Origin of the sequence: Leifsonia sp. EB41, from assembly GCF_041262565.1 — a bacterium.
In the GTDB taxonomy this organism is placed as follows: Bacteria; Actinomycetota; Actinomycetes; order Actinomycetales; family Microbacteriaceae; genus Leifsonia.
Window position 1 is genome coordinate 657,207 of sequence record NZ_JBGCCJ010000001.1, and the last position, 15,925, is coordinate 673,131.

General features: G+C 70.9%; 15 protein-coding genes and 1 other RNA gene. 10 read left to right on the forward strand and 6 right to left on the reverse strand.

Translation table 11 applies throughout. From position 1 onward, the window contains the following. Window positions 1-3: 3 nt before the first annotated feature. A complete protein-coding gene (gene glnA, locus ABH923_RS03190) occupies window positions 4-1,341 on the reverse strand; it encodes a type I glutamate--ammonia ligase (RefSeq protein ID WP_370053909.1) in 1,338 nt (445 codons plus the stop codon). A 92-nt stretch (window positions 1,342-1,433) separates the two neighbouring features. Between glnA and panB the strand changes: the two genes are divergently transcribed. Further along, window positions 1,434-2,285, forward strand: coding sequence for a 3-methyl-2-oxobutanoate hydroxymethyltransferase (panB, locus tag ABH923_RS03195; RefSeq protein ID WP_370053910.1), 852 nt, complete (start codon window positions 1,434-1,436; stop codon window positions 2,283-2,285). Here the strand turns inward: panB and ABH923_RS03200 are convergent. Both ABH923_RS03200 and ABH923_RS03205 read right to left on the reverse strand, forming a co-directional pair. Further along, window positions 2,282-2,722 (reverse strand): DUF6194 family protein, encoded by a 441-nt coding sequence (locus ABH923_RS03200; protein WP_370057275.1) that lies wholly within the window; start codon window positions 2,720-2,722, stop codon window positions 2,282-2,284. The genes panB and ABH923_RS03200 overlap by 4 nt on opposite strands. A 16-nt stretch (window positions 2,723-2,738) precedes the next feature. After that, the gene (locus ABH923_RS03205) at window positions 2,739-2,951 is read right to left on the reverse strand and encodes an SPOR domain-containing protein (RefSeq protein WP_370053912.1); all 213 of its coding nucleotides are present in this window, start codon (window positions 2,949-2,951) and stop codon (window positions 2,739-2,741) included. 12 nt (window positions 2,952-2,963) lie between these two features. Between ABH923_RS03205 and map the strand changes: the two genes are divergently transcribed. Then, window positions 2,964-3,830: a type I methionyl aminopeptidase gene (gene map / locus ABH923_RS03210; RefSeq protein ID WP_370053914.1), complete on the forward strand. Its 867-nt coding sequence runs from the start codon at window positions 2,964-2,966 to the stop codon at window positions 3,828-3,830. Here map and ABH923_RS03215 read toward each other — a convergent pair. Further along, window positions 3,793-5,256, reverse strand: coding sequence for an MDR family MFS transporter (locus ABH923_RS03215; RefSeq protein ID WP_370053916.1), 1,464 nt, complete (start codon window positions 5,254-5,256; stop codon window positions 3,793-3,795). The genes map and ABH923_RS03215 overlap by 38 nt on opposite strands. Window positions 5,257-5,323: 67 nt before the next feature. On the opposite strand from ABH923_RS03215, the gene ABH923_RS03220 reads away from it, so the two are divergent. The 8 genes from ABH923_RS03220 (at window position 5,324) to ABH923_RS03255 (ending at window position 14,734) form a co-directional block, all read left to right on the forward strand. Beyond that, on the forward strand, window positions 5,324-5,959 hold the full coding sequence (locus tag ABH923_RS03220; protein ID WP_370053918.1) for a TetR/AcrR family transcriptional regulator: 636 nt from the start codon (window positions 5,324-5,326) through the stop codon (window positions 5,957-5,959). Next, window positions 5,956-6,711: a polyphosphate--glucose phosphotransferase gene (ppgK, locus tag ABH923_RS03225; protein WP_370053920.1), complete on the forward strand. Its 756-nt coding sequence runs from the start codon at window positions 5,956-5,958 to the stop codon at window positions 6,709-6,711. Before ABH923_RS03220 ends, ppgK begins: the two co-directional genes overlap by 4 nt. 226 nt (window positions 6,712-6,937) lie before the next feature. Beyond that, window positions 6,938-7,027 carry a potassium-transporting ATPase subunit F gene (locus ABH923_RS03230; RefSeq protein WP_370053922.1) on the forward strand — a complete coding sequence of 30 codons (90 nt, stop codon included), beginning with the start codon at window positions 6,938-6,940 and terminating at the stop codon, window positions 7,025-7,027. Window position 7,028: 1 nt separating this feature from the next. After that, window positions 7,029-8,693, forward strand: coding sequence for a potassium-transporting ATPase subunit KdpA (kdpA, locus tag ABH923_RS03235; protein WP_370053924.1), 1,665 nt, complete (start codon window positions 7,029-7,031; stop codon window positions 8,691-8,693). 2 nt (window positions 8,694-8,695) lie between these two features. Then, window positions 8,696-10,825, forward strand: a complete 2,130-nt coding sequence (kdpB, locus tag ABH923_RS03240) for a potassium-transporting ATPase subunit KdpB (RefSeq protein WP_370053926.1) — start codon at window positions 8,696-8,698, stop codon at window positions 10,823-10,825. A 26-nt stretch (window positions 10,826-10,851) separates the two neighbouring features. Next, on the forward strand, window positions 10,852-11,472 hold the full coding sequence (gene kdpC / locus ABH923_RS03245; RefSeq protein WP_370053928.1) for a potassium-transporting ATPase subunit KdpC: 621 nt from the start codon (window positions 10,852-10,854) through the stop codon (window positions 11,470-11,472). Window positions 11,473-11,504: 32 nt separating this feature from the next. Beyond that, window positions 11,505-14,045 (forward strand): DUF4118 domain-containing protein, encoded by a 2,541-nt coding sequence (locus tag ABH923_RS03250; protein ID WP_370053929.1) that lies wholly within the window; start codon window positions 11,505-11,507, stop codon window positions 14,043-14,045. After that, window positions 14,042-14,734 (forward strand): response regulator, encoded by a 693-nt coding sequence (locus ABH923_RS03255; protein ID WP_370053930.1) that lies wholly within the window; start codon window positions 14,042-14,044, stop codon window positions 14,732-14,734. The genes ABH923_RS03250 and ABH923_RS03255 overlap by 4 nt, the downstream gene beginning before the upstream one ends. Before the next feature lie 21 nt (window positions 14,735-14,755). On the opposite strand, the gene rnpB is transcribed toward ABH923_RS03255, so the two are convergent. Then, window positions 14,756-15,109, reverse strand: an RNA gene (gene rnpB / locus ABH923_RS03260) — RNase P RNA component class A. Between the two features lie 75 nt (window positions 15,110-15,184). After that, window positions 15,185-15,919, reverse strand: a complete 735-nt coding sequence (locus ABH923_RS03265; RefSeq protein WP_370053932.1) for a zinc ribbon domain-containing protein — start codon at window positions 15,917-15,919, stop codon at window positions 15,185-15,187. Window positions 15,920-15,925 lie beyond the last annotated feature (6 nt).

Genomic DNA, 15,925 nt, shown 5'->3' on the forward strand with positions numbered 1-15,925 from the left:
GGGTCAGAGGATCTCGAGGTTCGACCGCAGCTCGAACGGCGTGACCTGCGCCCGGTACTCGGCCCACTCGCGCCGCTTGTTCAAGAGCACGTAGTTGAAGACGGACTCGCCGAGTGTCTCGGCGACCAGCTCGGAGTCCTCCATCAGCGAGATCGCGTGGTCGAGGCTGGCCGGGAGCTGGTTGTAGCCGAGCGCGCGGCGCTCGGCGTCGGACAGCGCCCACACGTTGTCCTCGGCCTCCGGCGGCAGCTCGTAGCCGCCCTCGATGCCCTTGAGGCCGGCGGCCAGCATCAGCGAGAACGACAGGTACGGGTTCGCGGCGGAGTCGATCGCGCGGTACTCGACGCGCGAGCTCTGGCCCTTGTTCGGCTTGTAGAGCGGCACGCGCACCAGTGCGGAGCGGTTGTTGTGGCCCCAGCAGACGAAGCTCGGCGCCTCGTCGCCGCCCCAGAGCCGCTTGTAGGAGTTGACGAACTGGTTCGTGACGGCGGTGATCTCCGGCGCGTGCTTGAGCAGACCGGCGATGAACTGCCGCCCGGTCTGCGAGAGCTGGTACTGCGCGCCGGCCTCGAAGAACGCGTTGGTGTCGCCCTCGAACAGCGACATATGGGTGTGCATGCCCGAACCGGGGTGGCCGGAGAGCGGCTTCGGCATGAAGGTCGCGTAGACGCCCTGCTCGATCGCCACCTCCTTGATGACCGTGCGGAACGTCATGATGTTGTCGGCCGTGGTCAGCGCGTCGGCGTACCGGAGGTCGATCTCGTTCTGGCCGGGGCCGGCCTCGTGGTGGCTGAACTCCACCGAGATGCCGAGGTCTTCGAGCATCCGCACCGAACGGCGGCGGAAGTCGTGCGCCGTGCCGCCCGGGACGTTGTCGAAGTAGCCGGCGGAGTCGACAGGCTCCGGGCCCTCCTCGCCGAAGGTGGAGGACTTGAGCAGGTAGAACTCGATCTCCGGGTGCGTGTAGAAGGTGAAGCCGCGGTCGGCCGCCTTCTCCAGCGTGCGCTTGAGCACGTTGCGCGGGTCGGACACCGACGGCTGCTCGTCGGGCGTGGTGATGTCGCAGAACATGCGGGCGGTCGGGTCGACCTCCCCGCGCCACGGCAGGATCTGGAACGTGGTGGGGTCGGGATGAGCCAGCAGATCGGACTCGAACGCGCGGGTCAGGCCCTCGATGGCGGAGCCGTCGAAGCCGAGGCCCTCGGTGAACGCGCCCTCGACCTCGGCGGGCGCGATCGCGACGGATTTGAGCGTGCCGACGACGTCGGTGAACCACAGCCTCACGAACTTGACGCCGCGCTCCTCGATGGTGCGAAGAACGAAGTCGCGCTGCTTGTCCATCCTGCCCCTTTCGTCGGCCCCTCCAGACTAGTGGCTCATCGGGCGGAAACCTGCCCGATGACCGTCGGTGCCGCGTCACTAGACTGAGGCGCATGAGCGAGCAGTCACCTGTGCCCTCCGTCCACCCCGCCACCCCGTCGATGGAGTCGCTGAAGCGGGTGCGGACCCGTCACTTCCAGTCGGCGAAGGAGGCGGGCGAGCCGTTCACCGGGCTGACCAGCTACGACATGCTGACCGCCCAGATCTTCGACGAGGCGGGCATCGACTTCCTGCTGGTCGGCGACTCGGCAGGCAACAACGTCCTGGGCTACGACACGACGCTCCCGGTCACGGTGGACGACCTGATCCCGCTGACGCGTGCCGTCGCGAAGGCCGTGAAGCGCGCGTTCGTCGTCGCCGACATGCCGTTCGGCTCCTACGAGACCGGGCCGCTGGAGGCGCTGCACACCGCGGTCCGCTTCATGAAGGAGACCGGGGCGCACGCGGTCAAGCTGGAGGGCGGCGAGCGCAGCGCCAAGCAGATCCGGCGCATCGTGGGCGCCGGCATCCCGGTGATGGCGCACATCGGCTTCACCCCGCAGAGCGAGCACGGGCTCGGCGGCCACCTCGTTCAGGGCCGCGGCGAGGGCGCCGAGCAGATCCTCGCCGACGCGCACGCGGTCGAGGACGCCGGGGCGTTCGCGGTCGTGATGGAGATGGTGCCGGCGGACGTGGCCCAGCGGGTCACGCAGGAGCTGCGCATCCCGACGATCGGCGTCGGCGCCGGCCCGCACGTTGACGGTCAGCTGCTGGTGTGGACGGACTGGGCGGGATTCACGACCGGGCGCATCCCGCGCTTCGTGAAGCAGTACGCGGACCTCAGAGGCGCGCTGTCGGAGGCCGCGCGCACGTACAAGGCGGAGGTGCAGGGCGGGGTGTTCCCCGGCCCGGAGCACAGCTTCTAGGTCGCCTCGCGGCGCTCCAGCCGCCGCCGGTCGTCGGCGTGCGCGTCGCGCAGGGCAGCCAGCGCTCGATCGAGCGTGGCCGCACCGGGGTTGACGACGCACACCCAGCCGTAGTCGCCGTAGAGCGGGTGCGGGAGGAAGACGTCCTCGGCGTCGTAGCCGGCGGTCGCTCCACCCGTCAGCTCGGCCGCCGCCTGCGCTCCCACGTGGATGTTGAGCCGCCAGCGCCCGGGATCGTCGAGCCGGGAGGCCACGTCGTCCGGGTAGTCCTTCGTGACGATCGTCGCGTACGGCTGCCGGTTGGTCGGCACCTGGCCGTCCGGCGCGTAGTAGAAGAAGTGGTCGCCCCAGGAGATCTCCGGGAACTCGCTGCCGGGCTGCGGCGCGAGCTCCAGCACTCCGTCGAAGCCCCTGACCTCGGCGAGGATCCGGTCCATCGTCACGATGGCCTCGCTAGCGGTTGTCCTCGGCGTCCTCCTCGGCCCACTTGGCACTGTTCTCGCGGAGCTTCTCGAGCGCGTGCTCGGCCTCCCCGCGGGTGTCGAACGGGCCGACGCGGTCCGGGGCGGGCGAGAGGAAACCCTGCTCGACCTGGCCGGTCTTCATGTTGTACCAGTACTTGTGCTCGGCATCCTGCTCGATGCCGTAGTCGTTCTCGCCGGTCATAAGCTTGATCCTATGCCCAAGGATTCCGCCGGTCACCTGGTTCCGGGACGCGTCACCGCGATGCGCTCCGTCCCGTCGCGCATCCCGCGGCCGGAGTACGTCGGCAAGCAGGGACCGACCCCGTCGGACCGCGGCGACGTGTACTCCCCGGCGGAGGTCGAGCTGATCCGGGAGTCCGGCCGGATCGCCGCGCGCGCCATCGAGCGCGTCGGCCAGGCGGTGCGCCCCGGCATCACGACCGAGGAGCTGGACGCGATCGGCCACGAGTTCCTGATCGAGCACGACGCCTACCCGTCGACGCTCGGCTATCGCGGCTACCCCAAGTCGATCTGCAGCTCGGTCAACGAGGTCGTCTGCCACGGCATCCCGGACGACACCGTGCTGGCGGACGGCGACATCGTCAACATCGACATCACCGCGTACAAGAACGGCTTCCACGGCGACAGCAACCAGACCTTCATCGTCGGCACGGCGTCGCAGGAGGTCACCCTCCTGGTCGAGCGGACCAGGGAGGCCCTGAACCGCGGCATCAAGGCCGTCGCGCCCGGCCGCCAGGTCAACGTGATCGGCCGGGCCATCGAGTCCTACGCCAAGCGCTTCGGCTACGGGGTGGTGCGCGACTTCACCGGCCACGGCGTCGGCGCGACCTTCCACTCCGGGCTGATCATCCCGCACTACGACGCCGCGCCCGCCTTCGACGACGTGATGGAGGTCGGGATGGTGTTCACCATCGAGCCGATGCTGACACTCGGGTCCCACGACTGGGACCTGTGGGCGGACGACTGGACGGTCGTCACCCGCGACCGCAGCATCACGGCGCAGTTCGAGCACACGCTCGTGGTCACGGAGCGGGGCGCGGAGATCCTGACGCTGCCGTGACGGCCTGACCGCCGCCCGCTGGGGCCGCCGCGGCCGCGCGCTCGCGCGCCGGGCCGCCGGACGGGAGCACGAAGGCGATCAGCACGCCGAGCACGGTCGCGCCCGACGCGACCCAGAACGCCGTGTCGAACGCCGACGCGACGCTCGCGCCGCCCTGCACCGCTGCCTGCAGCAGCACGGCGAAAAGGGCGGTTCCGAACGATCCGCCGAGCTGCTGGGCGGTGCGGGTGAGGATGCTGGAGTGCGCGAGCTGCTCGCCCGCCAGCCCCTGGAAGGACGCGACCATGAGCGGCATCGTGATCGCGCCGAGCCCGAAGCCGCGGACGAACAGCGCCACGAGCAGCAGTGGGTCGGCGGACGGCGCGGGCGACAGCGCGAACGGGACGGTGGAGACGGCGACGATCGCGAAGCCGGCGAGTGCGATCCACCGCACTCCGACCCGGTCGATGAGGCGCCCGGCGAGCGGACGGCAGGCGAGCGTGCCCAGACCCTGGGGCACCAGCAGGAGCCCGGCGCCGAGGGCGTCCGTGCCGCGCACCTCCTGGAAGAACAGCGGCAGCAGCAGCATCGCGCCGTAGAGCGCGACGCTCGACAGGAACAGCAGCGTGGAAGCCGACCAGACCGTCCGCACGCGCAACAGCCGGACATCCACCAGGGCGTCGCCGCGGCGGTGGAGTGCCCAGATCACGAACGCGACGACCAGGAGCACGCCGGCGACGAGCGGCAGCCACGCGTCCAGCCGGGCGAAGCCGCCGTCGAGGACGGAGTCCGACAGCCCGAGCAGGATGCCGGCGAGGCCGGGCACGAGGAGCAGCACGCCGACGACGTCGAGCCGGCGGCGCGGGTCCCGGCCGCGGTCGGAGGGCAGCATCCGCCAGGCGAGGACGAGCCCGGCGACCGAGAACGGGATGTTGACCCAGAACACCCAGCGCCAGTCCCCCAGCGCCAGGATCAGGCCGCCGATGACCGGCCCGAGGACCGGCCCGGCCATCGCGGGCAGGCCGATCACGGCCGAGACCCGGCCGAGCTGCCTGCCGCCCGCGACCTCCATCACCATCGTCGTCATCACCGGCAGCATCAGCCCGCCGCCGACGCCCTGGAGGACGCGGAAGGCGATGAGCGCGTCGGCGTTCCAAGCGAGGCCGGAGAGGATCGAGCCGGCGAGGAAGATCGCGAGGGCGGCCATCCAGACCCGCTTGCCGCCGAACCGGGCGAGGCACCACGCCGACAGCGGGACGGTCGCGGCGAGCGCCAGCAGGTACCCGGTGGTGACCCACTGGATCTGCGCGACCGTGGTGTGCAGGTCGGTGGCCAGCGTGTGCAGTGCGACGCTCAGGATGGTCGTGTCGAAGACCACCGCGAGCGCTCCGACGACGAGCGCCGTCGCGGTCCGCACGACCGTCCTGTCGAGTTTCTCCGCTGCCATGATCACTCCTTTAGATACGTGCATGTATCTTAATCGCAAGAGTACTCCGGCGCGATAAGATACGCAAATGGACTCTAAATCGGCCACCCCGCAGCGCCGTAGAGGCGAAGCCCTGGAGCGCGCGCTCCTGGACGCCGCGTGGGCCGAGCTCGACGCCAACGGCTACTCCGACCTGACGATGGAGGCCGTCGCCGCCCGTGCGGGGACCAGCCGGCCGGTGCTCTCCCGCCGCTGGCCCACGCGCAGCGACCTCGCGCTCGCGGCCATCCGGCACCACTTCGACGCGGACCCGATCGACCTCCCCGACCACGGCAACCTGCGCGACGACCTGATCGACTACCTGCGTCAGGCGAACGAACGGCGCAGCCAGCTCGTCGGCCCGCTCATGCTGCGGTTCAGCGGGATCGTCTCCGACAGCGACGGCGGCCTCGCCGGCCTGCGCGAACAGCTCATCGGCGGCCGGCCCACGATGCTCGACACCATCCTCGACCGGGCCGCCGCCCGAGGCGAGCTCGACCGGGCCGCACTGCCGCCCATCGTCGCCCAGCTCCCCTTCACGCTGCTGCGGCACGAGCTGCTGATGCGGATGGCGCCCGCCGACGACGCCACGATCGTCGCGATCGTCGACGAGGTCTTCCTCCCGCTCGCGACGCGGCGGGGCCCTGCGGCTTCAGGGCACAGCGGGGTAGATTCGAGACCATGAGCGCGCAGAACCACGCAATCGGCATCGACGTCGGCGGAACGGGCATCAAGGGAGGGCTGGTCGACCTCGAGACCGGAGAGCTGATCAGCGACAGGATCAAGCTCCCCACTCCCGACGGCGGCAAGCCGGACGACATCGTCGAGACCACCAAGGAGATCGTCGAGAAGCTGACCGCCGAGGACCCGGACGCTCCGGTCGGCGTCTGCTTCCCCGCGATCGTCAGCCACGGTGTCACGCTCTCGGCGGCGAACGTGTCCAAGAAGTGGATCGGGCTGCACGCCGAGGAGCTGTTCGAGAAGGCACTGGGCCGGCCGATCCACTTTGTCAACGACGCGGACGCGGCGGGCTACGCCGAGTCGCGCTTCGGCGCGGCGAAGGGCACGAACGGCCTGGTCATCATGACCACCCTCGGCACCGGCATCGGATCGGCGCTCATCTACGACGGCGTGCTGATCCCGAACGCGGAGCTCGGCCACCTGGAGATCGAGGGCCACGACGCCGAGTCGCGGGCGGCCTACTCGGCGAAGGAGCGCGAGGAGCTCTCCTGGGAGAAGTGGGCCAAGCGCCTGCAGAAGTACTACTCGACGCTGGAGTTCCTCTTCACTCCCGACCTGTTCATCGTCGGCGGAGGCGTGTCCAAGAACTACACGGACTTCCTGCCGCTGCTGGAGCTCAACACGATGATCGTGCCGGCGACCCACCGCAACAACGCCGGGATCCTGGGCGCGGCGGCACTCGCAGCGAAGAGCTGAACCGCGGGCCGCGTGAGCGATCCGCATGGATCGCGCGCAGGCCCGTTAGAGAACCGTGAGGACGCTCACCCGCGTCCTCATCCGGGTGTGGACTCTCTCTCGCCCCCGGCCACCCGGCGGGGGTGTCCCGATGGATGGAGAGAGTCGTGCTTGACCTCGTCTACCTTCTCGCCGTCGCAGCGCTGGCGTTCGTCGTCGCGCTCGTCGGCCGGGGGGTCGAGAAACTGTGATCGTCATCACCCTGATCGCCGCGCTGCTCGGCGTCGCGGCGATCGGCTACCTCGTCGTCGCCCTGGTCAAGCCGGAGCGGTTCTGAGATGGGGACGTTCTGGTTGTTCGTCGCGCAGCTCGCGACCCTCGTCCTCCTGCTCGCCCTCGCCTACCGCCCGCTCGGCGACTACCTCGCGCGCGTCTTCACGACCGACAAGGACCTCGCCGCCGAGCGCGGCGTCTACCGGCTGATCGGCATCGACCCGCGGTCGGAGCAGTCCTGGCCCGCTTACCTGCGCGGCGTGCTCGCGTTCTCCGTGGTCGGCATCCTGATCGTCTACGGGCTCCAGCGGCTGCAGCAGTTCCTGCCGTACAGCCTCGGCTTCCCGGCTGTCCCCGAGGGCACGGCGTTCAACACCGCCATCTCGTTCGTGACCAACACGAACTGGCAGTCGTACTCCCCCGACGTGACCCTCGGCTACACGGTGCAGTTCGCCGCGCTCGTCGTGCAGAACTTCGTGTCCGCCGCGGTCGGCATCGCCGTCGCGGTCGCCCTGGTCCGCGGGTTCGCGGCCCGCCGTAGCGGCGGCGCGTTCACCCAGGCCGGGATCGGCAACTTCTGGGTCGACCTGATCCGCGGCACGGGCCGCGTCCTTCTGCCCCTGGCCCTGGTCTCGGCCGTGGTGCTCATCGCCGGCGGCGTCATCCAGAACGTCGGCGGCTTCGACACGGTGCACACGATCGCGGGAGCGACGCAGTCCATCCCCGGCGGGCCGGTGGCCTCCCAGGAGGCGATCAAACTGCTCGGCACGAACGGCGGCGGCTTCTTCAACGTCAACTCGGCGCACCCGTTCGAGAACCCGACGGCCTGGACGAACCTCGTCGAGATCTTCCTCATGCTCGTGATCCCGTTCTCGCTGCCCCGCACGTTCGGAACGATGGTCGGCGACAAGCGCCAGGGCTACGCGATCCTGGCGACGATGGGCTCGCTGTTCCTGGTCTCGCTCGTCGCCATGACGCTGTTCGAGGTGGGCGGGTCGATGGAGGGCAAGGAGACCGTCTTCGGCGCCCTCGGCTCCACGCTGTTCAACACGACCTCGACCGTCACGTCGACCGGCGCGGTGAACTCGATGCTCGACAGCTACACCCCGCTCGGCGGGATGATGGCGATGATCAACATGATGCTCGGCGAGACCGTGCCGGGCGGCGTCGGCTCGGGACTGTACGGCATCCTCGTCATCGCGGTCATCGCGGTGTTCCTCGCCGGGCTGATGGTCGGCCGCACCCCCGAGTACCTCGGCAAGAAGCTCGGCCCGCGCGAGATCAAGCTCGCGAGCCTCTACATCCTGACCACCCCGGCGATCGTGCTGCTGGGCACCGGGCTGAGCTTCGCCGTCCCGGCGATCCGCGCGGACGTGGAGAAGACCTCCATCCTCAACCCGGGGCTGCACGGCTTCAGCGAGGTGCTCTACGCGTTCACCTCGGCGGCGAACAACAACGGCTCGGCCTTCGCCGGGCTCACGGCGGCCACACCCTGGTTCAACACGGCGCTCGGCGTCGCGATGTTCCTCGGCCGGTTCGTGCCGATCGTCTTCGTGCTCGCGCTGGCCGGCTCGCTCGCCGCCCAGAACAAGGTCCCGGCGACCGCCGGCACGCTCCCCACGCACCGCCCGCTCTTCGTCGGGCTGATGGCCGGCACCATCCTGCTGGTCTCCGCACTCACCTACTTCCCCGTTCTCGCGCTGGGTCCCCTGGCGGAAGGGCTGCACTGACCATGACCACCATCCACTCGACGGCGAACCGCACGGTCGCCACCCCGGCCGGGGCGTTCTCGGCCCGGCAGCTCGTCGCGGCCCTCCCCGGTGCGCTGCGCAAGCTCGACCCGCGCTTCATGTGGCGCAACCCGGTGATGTTCATCGTGGAGGTCGGCGCCGCGCTCACGACGGTGATCGCGATCGCCCAGCCGTTCCTCGGCGCGGGCGGCGCGGGACCGGCGACGCTCGCCTTCACCTGGAGCATCGCGGTGTGGCTGTGGCTGACCGTGCTGTTCGCCAACCTGGCGGAGTCGGTCGCCGAGGGGCGCGGCAAGGCGCAGGCGGCCACCCTCCGCAAGACGCGGTCCACCACGATGGCGACGCGCGTGGCGCACTACGACGAGACCGGGGATGCGGAGGCGCTGACCGCCGCGACCGAGCAGATCACCTCCAGCGACCTGCGGCTCGGGGACGTGGTCGTGGTGACGGCGGGCGAGCTCATCCCCGGCGACGGCGACGTCATCCGCGGCATCGCGACCGTGGACGAGTCGGCCATCACGGGCGAGTCCGCTCCGGTGGTGCGCGAGTCCGGCGGCGACCGCAGCGCGGTGACCGGCGGCACCCGGGTGCTCTCCGACCGCATCGTGGTGCGGATCACCAGCAAGCCGGGCGAGACCTTCGTCGACCGGATGATCGCGCTCGTGGAGGGCGCCTCCCGGCAGAAGACCCCGAACGAGATCGCGCTCAACATCCTGCTGGCCAGCCTGTCGATCATCTTCGTGATCGTGGTGCTGGTCCTCCAGCCGGTCGCCGGCTACTCGAACGTCTCGCCGACCGTCCCGGTGCTGGTCGCGCTGCTGGTCTGCCTCATCCCCACGACGATCGGCGCGCTCATCTCGGCCATCGGCATCGCGGGTATGGACCGCCTGGTGCAGCACAACGTGCTCGCCATGTCGGGCCGCGCAGTGGAGGCCGCGGGCGACGTGACCACTCTGCTGCTCGACAAGACCGGCACCATCACGTACGGGAACCGCCGGGCCAGCGAGTTCACGGCTGTCGGCGGCACCGCGGGCGACGAGCTCGTGCGGGCGGCGGCGGAGTCCTCGCTCAGCGACCCGACGCCGGAGGGGGTCTCGGTGGTCGAGCTGGCGGAGACGCTCGGCTACGAGCGGCCCGCGCACATCGCAGGCGAGATCGTGCCGTTCACGGCGCAGACCCGGATGAGCGGCCTCGACCTCCCGGACGGCTCGCAAGTGCGCAAGGGTGCGGCGAGCGCCGTCGTCACCTGGGTCCGCGAGAGCACGCCGCCGTCCGCGGCCGCGCTGGCGGAGCTGGACCGAGAGGTTGAGCGCATCTCCCAGGTCGGCGGGACCCCGCTGGCCGTGGCGACGCGCGACGCGGACGGCACGGCCCGCCTGCTCGGCGTCGTCTACCTCAAGGACATCGTGAAAGAGGGTCTGGCCGAGCGCTTCGCCGACCTCCGGAAGATGGGCATCCGCACGGTGATGGTCACCGGTGACAACCCGCTGACCGCCAAGGCGATCGCGGCGGAGGCGGGCGTGGACGACTTCCTCGCCGAGGCCAAGCCCGAGGACAAGCTCGCGCTCATCCGCCGCGAGCAGGAGGGCGGCGCCCTCGTCGCGATGACCGGAGACGGCACCAACGACGCGCCCGCGCTCGCGCAGGCCGACGTCGGAGTGGCGATGAACACCGGCACCTCGGCGGCGAAGGAGGCCGGCAACATGGTCGACCTCGACTCCGACCCGACCAAGCTGATCGACATCGTCCGGATCGGCAAGCAGCTCCTGATCACCCGCGGCGCCCTCACCACCTTCTCGATCGCGAACGATGTGGCGAAATACTTCGCGATCATCCCCGCGATGTTCGTCGGGGCCTTCCCCGGCCTCGCCGTGCTCAACGTGATGGGGCTGCACTCGCCGGCCTCCGCCATCCTCTCCGCGGTGATCTTCAACGCGATCGTGATCGTGCTGCTCATCCCGCTCGCCCTGCGCGGCGTGCGCTACCGGCCGTCGGCGGCGTCCTCGCTGCTCGGCCGCAACCTCCTCATCTACGGGCTCGGCGGGATCATCGCCCCGTTCATCGGCATCAAGCTGATCGACCTCGTCGTCGCCCTCATCCCCGGATTCTGACCACCCACAGTAAGGAATCGCAGAACATGAACCGCCTCCGCGGCGCCTGGCGCCAGTACTGGGTCGCCATCCGCGCCATGATCGTGCTCACGGTCGCGCTCGGCGTCGCCTACACCTTCGTCGTGACCGGGATCGGGCAGCTCGCCTTCCCTGCACAGGCGAACGGGTCGATGATCACGCAAGACGGGAAGACCGTCGGCTCGGCCCTCATCGGCCAGGCCTTCACCGACAAGAAGGGGAACCCGCTGCCGCAGTGGTTCCAGTCACGCCCGTCCGCTGCGACGTCGAACGGCCCCGCCGGCTACGACGCGGCGGCGTCCTCCGGCAGCAACCTCGCCACCGGCAACCCGGTGCAGGTGAAGGCGGTGCAGGACCGCACGGCCGCGATCGAGAAACTGGACGGGGTGCCCGCGTCGGCGATCCCCTCCGACGCGGTGACCGCGTCCGGCTCCGGGCTCGACCCGCACATCTCCCCCGCCTACGCGCTGCTGCAGGTCAAGCGCGTCGCGGAGGCCCGCGGGCTGCAGGAAGCAACGGTGAAGGAGCTGGTCGAGTCTAGGATTCAAGCACGGGACCTCGGCTACCTCGGGGACCCGACCGTGAACGTGCTCCAGCTCAACCTGGCGCTCGCCCAGCTCGGCCGCTGACCGGCCGACATCGAGAAAGGGATCGAGAGCGAATGGCGCGTGGCCACCTCCGGGTCATGCTCGGCGCGGCGCCCGGCGTCGGCAAGACGTACGCGATGCTCGAGGAGGGCAAGCGGCTGAAGGCGCTCGGCAAGGACGTCGTGGTTGCGGTCGTGGAGACCCACGGCCGTGCCGCCACCGCCTCGATGCTTGAGGGCTTGGAGGTCGTGCCGCGCCGCACGATCGAGCACCGCGGGGTGGAGCTCACCGAGCTCGACCTCGACGCCGTGCTCGCCCGCGCGCCGCAGCTCGCCCTCGTGGACGAGCTCGCCCACACCAACGCGCCCGGTCCCGACGACGGATCGCACAGCAACGCCAAGCGCTGGGAGGACGTGGACGCGATGCTCGCGGCCGGCATCGACGTGATGTCGACGGTCAACATCCAGCACATCGAGTCGCTGAACGACGTGGTCGAGCAGATCACCGGAGTGCAGCAGCGGGAGACCATCCCGGACGCCGTGCTGCGCCGCGCCGACCAGATCGAGGTCGTCGACCTCGCCCCGCAGGCACTGCGCGACCGGCTCGCCGAAGGCGTTGTGTACCCGGCGGCGCGCGTGGACGCCGCGCTCTCCAACTACTTCCGGCTCGGCAACCTGACCGCGCTGCGCGAGCTGGCGCTGCTCTGGCTGGCCGACGAGGTGGACAGCGCGCTGCAGCAGTACCGCGCCGAGCACGGCATCGCCGGAAAATGGGAGGCCCGCGAGCGCGTCGTCGTCGCCCTCACCGGCGGACCGGAGGGCGAGACGCTGCTGCGGCGCGGCGCCCGGATCGCCGCGCGCTCGGCCGGCGGCGAGCTGCTCGCCGTGCATGTGACCAGCCAGGACGGCCTCCGCGAGGCGAACCCCGGCGCGCTCGCGTCGCAGCGCGCGCTGGTGGAGCAGCTCGGCGGCAGCTACCACCAGGTGGTCGGCAGCGACATCCCGCAGGCGCTGGTCGAGTTCGCGCGCGGCGAGAACGCGACGCAGCTCGTCATCGGCGTCTCCCGGCGCAGCCGGCTCGCAGCACTGCTGACCGGGCCGGGGATCGGCGCGACGGTGGTCAGGGAGTCCGGCGACATCGACGTGCACATCGTCACGCACTCCCGGGCGGGCGGCCGGTTCTCACTGCCGCGACCGCGCGGCGGCCTCACGGCACGACGGCAGGTCTACGGCTTCCTCCTCGCGCTGATCGGCGGCCCGCTGCTGACGCTGGTGCTGGTGAGCATGCGCTCGGGCGAGTCGATGACGGCCGATGTGCTCAGCTACCAGCTCCTGGTGGTGGTCGTGGCGCTGGTCGGCGGGATCTGGCCCGCGCTGTTCGCCGCGCTGCTCTCCGGGCTGACGCTCGACTACTTCTTCGTCGCCCCGCTCTACACGATCACGATCGCCGAGCCCCTGCACCTGCTGGCGCTGATCCTCTACATGGTCATCGCCGCACTGGTCAGCCTGGTCGTGGACCAGGCGGCGCGCCGCACGCGTGCCGCCCAGCGCGCCGCCGCGGAAGCCGAGCTGCTGGCCACTGTCGCCGGCGGCGTCATCCGCGGTGAGGACGCCCTCCAGGCGCTGGTGACCCGCACCCGCGAGGCGTTCTCGCTGACCGGGGTGCGCCTGATGGTCGGCGACGAGGTGGTCTCCACCGACGGGGAGCCTGCGGACTCCGCGCACACGCAGCGCATCACGGTGGGCGACCGCGGCACGCTGGAGCTGTCCGGCCGCGACCTGGAGGCCGCCGACCGGCGCCTGCTCGCGGCGATCGTCGCGCAGCTCGACGCGGCGCTGGAGCACCGCGAGCTCGCCGCGACCGCGAGCGAGCTCGGCCCGCTCGCCGAGGCCGACCGGGTGCGCAGCGCGCTGCTCGCGGCCGTCGGCCACGACCTCCGCCGCCCGCTCGCCGCGGCGACGGCCGCCGTCACCACCCTGCGCCAGCGCGACCTCGCGCTCAGCGACGGCGACCGCGAAGCGCTGCTGGAGACCGCGGAGGACAGCCTGGAAGGCCTCGCCACGCTGGTCACCAACCTCCTCGACGTCAGCCGGGTGCAGGCGGGCGTGCTCGGCGTCTCGCTCGCGCCGACCGAGCTGGAGGATGTCATCCCGGCCGCGCTCGAGGAGCTGGGGCTGGGACCCGCGAAGGTGGAGCTGGACCTGGCGGAGTCCGTGCCGCCGGTCCTCGCCGACGCGGTGCTGCTGCAGCGCGTGCTGGTGAACCTGCTCGGCAACGCGCTGCGGTTCTCGCCGGACGGTCGGCCTCCCATCATCGGCGCGAGCGAGTTCGGAGGGACGGTGCAGCTACGCGTCGTCGACCACGGGCCCGGCATCCCCGGCGAGCGCCGCGAGGCCGTCTTCCTGCCGTTCCAGCGGCTGGGCGACACCGACAACGACACCGGGATCGGGCTCGGGCTCGCCCTCTCCAAGGGGTTCGCCGAGGGGATGGGCGGAACGCTGGAGGCCGAGGACACCCCGGGAGGCGGGCTCACGATGGTGGTGTCGCTGCCGGCCGCGATCATGGACCCCGCCACCCCGACCCCCGCCACTTCGACCCCGGAGGAGACACGATGAGGATCCTGATCGCCGACGACGACCAGCAGATCCTGCGCGCCCTGCGCATCCTCCTCACCGCGCGCGGCTACGAGGTGCTCACCGCCCGCACCGGTGCGGAGGCGGTGACGCAGGCGGTGGAGCACCATCCCGACCTGGTCATGCTCGACCTCGGGATGCCCGAGCTGAACGGCATCGAGGTGATCGAGGGGCTGCGCGGCTGGTCGGCCGTCCCGATCCTGGTCGTCTCCGGGCGCACCGGCTCGGCCGACAAGGTGGACGCGCTCGACGCGGGCGCCGACGACTACGTGACCAAGCCGTTCGCGGCCGACGAGCTGCTCGCGCGCATCCGGGCGCTGACCCGGCGCCAGTCCGGGCCGGCCGACGAGCCGGCGGTGCGCTTCGGGGACATCACGGTGGATCTGGCCGCTCATCAGGTGCTGAAGCGCACGGCCGACGGGGAGTCCCCGGTGCGGCTGACGCCGACCGAGTGGGCGATCCTGGAGGTGCTGGTGCGAAATCCGCGCCGGCTGGTCACCCGGCAGGCGCTGCTCACGCAGGTCTGGGGTCCGCAGTACACGAACGACACCGGCTATCTGCGGCTTTACCTCGCCCAGCTCCGCAAGAAGCTGGAGCCCGTCCCGTCCAGCCCCCGCTACCTCCTGACCGAGGCCGGCATGGGCTACCGCTTCACCCCGGACCCCGACTGACGTCGAAGGCACGGGGGTGAGGGAACGGGTCGGCCGATACGCCGGGTTCTGTCGTGGACGGCCATCTCTCTCGGGACGACGTTGCCGCCGCCCTCTAGCGGTCTACCCGGGGACGAGGCGAGCAGCCTCATGGTCCCCTGTCTGACCTTGCTCCGGGCGAGGTTTACCCAGCCGGCCGGGTCACCCCGGCCGCTGGTGGTCTCTTACACCACCGTTTCACCCTTACCGCGCACTCGCGTGCGAGGCGGTCTGCTCTCTGTTGCACTTTCTCGCGGGTTGCCCCGGGTGGGTGTTACCCACCACCCTGCTCTGCGGAGCCCGGACGTTCCTCGGCGGCCCGCTCGCGCGGACCGACGCGACCGTCTGGCCGACCCATTCCGGGCCCAAGACTAGCGCACTGCTTGCATTGACCCACGCCCGGCGCTGGATCACCGAGGGACTAGCGCACTGCTAGAGCCCGGACTCCTCGTTGCGGATCAGGATCGCACCGCTGTCCGGGCAGAGCACCACGTCGTCGGCCGCCGCCCGGCGGATGTCGGCGAGGTCGGACTCGGTGAGCTTCACGTTCGAGCCCATCGACACCCCACGCAGCAGCAGCGCCGCGCCGACGCCGTACCGCGACCGCTGCCGCTCGTAGAGGGCGACCAGGTCGGCGGGGAGCGCCCCGGCGATCGTGGCGCGGTCGCGGGCGAGGGCGTCGCGCTGGGCGCCCACCGTGCCGGCCTCGCCGTCGCGGGCGGCCTCCAGGGTCTGCACCCGGCCTTCCAGTTCGCCGCGCTCCGCGTCGATCGAGGCCAACGAGGCCTCCAGTCCCTCCAGCCGTTCCATGACCGTGAGCTCGATCTCCTCCAGGTCGCCCTGCCGCTTCGCGAGGGACGCGAGCTCGGCCTCCAGCGCCTGCACGTCCTTCATCGAGGAGGTGTGCTGCACGCGCTCGGTGTCGCGGCGCTTGCGGGCCTCCACCACCTCGACGTCGGACTCGACCCGCTTCAGCTCGGACTTGGCGTCCTCCACCTCGCCGGTCGCGGCGATCCAGCGGGAGCGCAGGGCGTCGATCTCGGGCTGCAGCGCGGCGAGCTGAGCCGCTTGCGGGAGGTTGCGGACCGTGTGGTCGAGCTGGCTGAGCCGGGTGTCGGCGGCCTGCAGCCGGAGGAGCTCGTTCTGGTCGGAGGGGCTGGCTTTCATGCTCTG